Consider the following 4753-nt stretch of genomic DNA (forward strand, 5'->3'; position numbering starts at 1 on the left):
CAGCTGCTGTGGCGGGCGCTGGATGACCTGGAGGACGTGAGCCGGTTGGACTGCCACTTCGCAAGACTCGTCGAGGCGGGCGACCTGGACGCTCAACTCGCCCGAGCATGGACGATCGTCCGGTGTGTGGACTACTGGCTCTGGGGGCTCGGCGTGGGGCTGACGCACGATCCGGTCAAGTGCGAAACGATCATCGACTGGGCGGGTTGAGCGAGGTCGGACGACTGGCTCCGACATGACGACGAGGTGACGTCCCGAGTGAGCTCGCTCAGGTTGCCCGAGAACCTGTCGTTCACGCTGCGCCGGCTGGGCGACGAAGGCCGGCAATGGACAGACCAGCTGCCGGAACAGGTGGGGGATCTGGAGCGGCGATGGGGGCTGACCACCGGACCGGCCTTCGAGCCCGGCGGCTACTGCGCCTATGTCGTCCCGGCCTCCTGCGAGGACGGGTCACGTGCCGTCCTCAAGATCACGCTGCCGAAGGAGTCCGCTCGCCGGCAGAGTGACGCCCTGCGGCTCTGGGACGGACGGGGCGCGGTGCGCGTCCTGCGCGAGGAGGCCTGGGTCCTCCTGCTCGAGCGATGCGAACCCGGGGCACCGCTTACGGACAGCCACCTGACGGAGGATCAGGCGCTCGCGGCGACGGGTGTCCTGCGCAGGATCTGGCGTCCGGCTCCCGATACCCCCCGGTGGCCGCGCCTGACGGACCGGGCGGCCCTGTGGCCGGACGAGCTTCGTTCGCTCAACGAGGCCCACATGACCCCGTTGAGCGCCAACCTCATCGAGGACCTCGCCGGGTTCGCAGCCACGATCGCTGAGGCCACCGGACACGACACGCTCCTGCACGGGGAGATCGGCCCCCAGAACGTCTTGTCGGCGCAGCGGGAGCCGTGGCTGGCCATCGATCCGGAGCCGGTGGTGGGCGACCGCGCCGCCGACGCCGCGTACCTGGCCTGCTACGTCCCGGACGAAGCCGAGTCGTGCCCCGAGGCAGACGTCTTCCAGCGGCGAATCCGGCTGCTGGGGACCAACTTGGACCTGGATCGTTCCCACCTGACGTGGTGGGCGCTGCTGACGGCGGTCCAGGAATTGCTGGGCGGCTTCAATGCCGGCACCACCTGGACGCGCGTGAAGATGGAAAGGGCCGGGGTGTTGGCGAGCCTGGTTACGTAGGCCCGTCGGCTTGCCTGCCGGGCCCCCCGCTCAGGCCCCCGCGACGGCGTAAAGCTCCCAGTCCCCCGGCAGGCCCTTGAGCGCATGGGAGCCCCGGGACGCGAACCGGGCGCCGGAGCCGACCACGATCCCCGGGACGGTCGCCGAGGTCCAGACTTCGCCGGGGGACGCAAGGTCCATGACGCGTCTGGCGATGTGGACACCGATACCGCCGATGTCACGGTCGAGGAGCTCTACCTCGCCGGTGTGGACGCCGACGCGCACCTGCAGGCCCAGCGCGACGGCTCCGTCCACGACGGCGGTCCCGCACCGGATGGCTGACGTCGGCCCGTCGAAGGTGGCCAGAAAGCCGTCGCCGGTGGTCTTGACCTCCTCGCCTCCGAACCTGTCCAGGGCCCGGCGGACCATCGCGTCGTGTCGCGCCAGCACGTTCCGCCACTCCGAGTCGCCTTTCTCGGACGCCGCGCCAGTGGAGCCGACGATGTCGGTGAAAAGGACGGTCGCGAGCTTGCGCCTCGGCTCCGGAGCCGACTGCGTGCCGGTCACCACCTGCTCGATCTCCGCCAGGACCTCATCGACGTTCTGGGTCCAGAACAGGTGGTCCTCGCCGTCCAGCTCGACCATCCGCGCCCCCGGTACGTGCTCGGCTATGTACCTGCCCAACGCGATCGGGACGACGATGTCCCGCACGCGGTGCATCACGAGGGTGGGGACGGTTATGGCCGGCAGGGCCTCGCGGATGTCCATGTGGAGGAGCGCGTTGAAAGCATTGCGGATGTCCCTGGGGCCTGCGGACAGGCGTTGGAACTGGGCCCACCAGCGCACTACGGCCTGGTCGCCGGAGACGCTCGGCGCCCAAAGGTCCAGGCCCACCCCCGTTCCCCACCCGTCGGCCATGTAGTCGCGCGCCCATTCGATGAGTTCGCAGGGCGTGCCGATCGGGTAGTCCGGAGCCTCCGCTACGCGGGCGCCGGCACCGTACACCAGAAGCCCCGACACCCTGTCCGGCCGCGTTGCCGCCAGCAGCAACGCGGTCGCCCCTCCCTCAGAAAAACCAAGGATGTGCGCCCGGGGTACGCCCGAAGCCTCCATGACGGCTAGGGCGTCGCTCATGTGGTCCTCGAGCGTTGCGATGCCAATTCCACGGTCGGACAGCCCGGTGCCGCGTTTGTCGTAGGTGATCAGCCGGCAGAACGAGCTGAGCACCTCGAGGAACCGGGCCAGCGTCGGTTCCTCGAGGGCGAACTCGATGTGGGAGACGAAGCCAGGTATTAGCAACAGATCAGGGCCGGAACCCCTCGCCGAGTAGGCGAGGCTGACGTCCCCGTTGCGGGCGTAGGCGATCACCGGTTCCACGCCGACAGTGTTCCCCGCGGGGGCCCTGGGGGCAACCCGGAGGTCTCGGTTACCGTGCTCCTAGCTGGTCCGGCGAGGTGACGAAAGGGCATCGAAATGCGCATCGGCGTTGTGATCCTGCCCGAGACCCCGTGGGCCCGAGCCGCCTCGAACTGGCGTCTGGCGGAGGACCTCGGCCTCGACCACGCGTGGACCTACGACCACCTGGCCTGGCGGGAATTGCGCGACTCGCCGTGGTTCGGCGCCGTCCCGACCCTGACGGCCGCAGCCACGGTCACCACGAAGATCCGTCTCGGGACGCTCGTGTCCTCGGCCAACTTCCGCCACCCCGTTCCATTCGCAAAGGAGATCATCACCCTGGACGACGTTTCGTCCGGACGACTGACGATCGGCATCGGCGCCGGAACCACGCAGTGGGACGCGTCCATGCTCGGACAGGTCCCCTGGACGCTGGCCGAAAGGACGGCCAGGTTCGCGGAGTTCGTCCGCCTGCTGGACGAGCTGCTCCGCAGTCCGGAAACCACGTCCCGAGGCCGTTTCTACTCCGCCGACGAGGCCCGGACCTACCCGGGGTGCGTCCAGGCCCCCCGCGTCCCCTTCGCGGTAGCGGCCTCCGGGCCCAAAGGGATGCGGCTGGCTGCCGGGTTCGGTCAGACGTGGGTGACGGCGGGCGACGGTTCCCGGGAGCGCTCTCTGGGGGCCGAGGAGGGAGCCGCCCTCGTGCGAGAGCAGTGCGCGCGGCTGGACGAAGCCTGCGCCGACGTCGGACGTGATCCGTCGTCCATTTCCCGGATAGTCGTGACGGGCGGGCGTCTGTCATCTGGAATGGGTTCAGCCGGTGAGTTCGAGGAGACGCTCTCGCGGTACGCCGAAGTTGGCATGACCGACCTCGTCGTCCACTGGCCGCGGCCCCAGGACCCGTACAAGGGCGACCTCGGCCGCTTCGAAACGATCCTGGCGAACCGGACGTGAACCCGCGCTGCGATGCACCGGCTCTCGGCTGACCGGCTGCGTCTGGCGAGGGCATACTCGAAGCCATGAGCGACCGGCTGTGCCTTCTGTCCGTCCACGCCCACCCCGACGACGAGGCCTCCAAGGGGGCCGGCACCGTCGCGCGCTACGCGGCGGAGGGGGTCCGGACGGTGCTCGTGTGCTGCACCGGAGGCGAGGCCGGGGACATCCTCAATCCCGCGATGGACCGCGAGGACGTCCGGTCGCGGCTGCACGAGGTCCGGATGGACGAGCTGCGCACGGCGGCGGACATCATCGGCTACGAGGAGCTGTGCCTGCTCGGCTACCGCGACTCCGGGATGCCCGACTCCCCGCACAACGACGACCCGATGTGCTTCGCCAAGGCCGACCTGGTCGAGGCGGTGGGACTGCTCGTGGCGATCATCCGCAGCGAGCAGCCGCACGTGCTCATTACCTACGGCGACGACCAGAAGTCCTACCCGCACCCGGACCACCTGCAGGTGCACTCCGTGAGCATCGCGGCCTTCGACGCCGCCGGCGACCCCGCCCGCTACCCGGAGGCCGGACCGGCGTGGCAGCCGCTGAAGATGTACTACTCGGCGTGGTCACGCGAGCGGGCCAGGGCGCGCCACGAGAAGTTCCTGGAGCTGGGACTGGAGTCGCCGTACAAGCCCGAGTGGTTTGACCGCGACTGGCAGGACCACCGCATCACGACGAAGATCGACCTCACCGGCTTTGAGGACATCTCCCAGCGCGCGCTGCTCGCCCACGCCACGCAGGTGGACCCGAACTCGCCTTTCTGGTTCGGCCTCCCCGAGGACGTCGCGAGGACGATCTACCCGCACGACGACTACATCCTGGCCCGCAGCCTGGTCGAGGTGCACCCTCCGGAGACCGACCTGTTCGCGGGAGTGAGGGATCAGGTGGGAGCCTCGGAGCGACAGTAACGCCGGCCCGTCAGTAGTGTCGGATCGGCGTCGCTTCGGCCTCCGGGTCGCCCTGCGGGTTCGGCGGCGAACTCGTCCCGACGTGGGTGACGACTCCGTTCTTCCAGGCGTTCCACTCGTCGCAGGCCTTTCGTCCCTCGGCCGATGAGGCCGGGTCCAGGCCAAGCAGCTCCCACATCGTGCAGGCGTAGGCGGGGGCGAGCATCGATCCGGCGGAGTTCGTCTCCTGGTAGTGGTCCTTGTAGGTGATGCCCGGCCAGGCGCGGTCCACCACGTAGTCCGGACGCTGCGACGAAGCCATCTGC

General features: G+C 69.3%; 6 protein-coding genes. 4 read left to right on the forward strand and 2 right to left on the reverse strand.

What is annotated here, in order from left to right:
• The coding region (locus VNE62_06945) for a hypothetical protein (GenBank protein ID HVE92020.1) at positions 1–210 on the forward strand (210 nt) is incomplete at its 5' end.
• Positions 211–258: 48 nt separating this feature from the next.
• Positions 259–1173: an aminoglycoside phosphotransferase family protein gene (locus VNE62_06950; GenBank protein ID HVE92021.1), complete on the forward strand. Its 915-nt coding sequence runs from the start codon at positions 259–261 to the stop codon at positions 1171–1173.
• A gap of 30 nt (positions 1174–1203) precedes the next feature.
• On the opposite strand, the gene VNE62_06955 is transcribed toward VNE62_06950, so the two are convergent.
• On the reverse strand, positions 1204–2529 hold the full coding sequence (locus VNE62_06955) for an alpha/beta fold hydrolase (GenBank protein ID HVE92022.1): 1326 nt from the start codon (positions 2527–2529) through the stop codon (positions 1204–1206).
• A gap of 96 nt (positions 2530–2625) precedes the next feature.
• Between VNE62_06955 and VNE62_06960 the strand changes: the two genes are divergently transcribed.
• Both VNE62_06960 and mca read left to right on the forward strand, forming a co-directional pair.
• Positions 2626–3501 carry an LLM class flavin-dependent oxidoreductase gene (locus VNE62_06960; protein HVE92023.1) on the forward strand — a complete coding sequence of 292 codons (876 nt, stop codon included), beginning with the start codon at positions 2626–2628 and terminating at the stop codon, positions 3499–3501.
• A gap of 65 nt (positions 3502–3566) precedes the next feature.
• Positions 3567–4448, forward strand: coding sequence for a mycothiol conjugate amidase Mca (mca, locus tag VNE62_06965; GenBank protein ID HVE92024.1), 882 nt, complete (start codon positions 3567–3569; stop codon positions 4446–4448).
• Positions 4449–4458: 10 nt separating this feature from the next.
• Here mca and VNE62_06970 read toward each other — a convergent pair.
• The coding region (locus tag VNE62_06970; GenBank protein ID HVE92025.1) for a hypothetical protein at positions 4459–4753 on the reverse strand (295 nt) is incomplete at its 5' end.

This window comes from Actinomycetota bacterium, assembly GCA_035536535.1.
GTDB lineage: Bacteria > Actinomycetota > JAICYB01 > JAICYB01 > JAICYB01 > DATLNZ01.

Excerpts from the sequence above, each read along its gene's own strand:
- VNE62_06960 (HVE92023.1), top strand. The coding sequence starts at position 2,626 with ATGCGCATCGGCGTTGTGATCCTGCCCGAGACCCCGTGGGCCCGAGCC.
- mca (HVE92024.1), top strand. The coding sequence starts at position 3,567 with ATGAGCGACCGGCTGTGCCTTCTGTCCGTCCACGCCCACCCCGACGAC.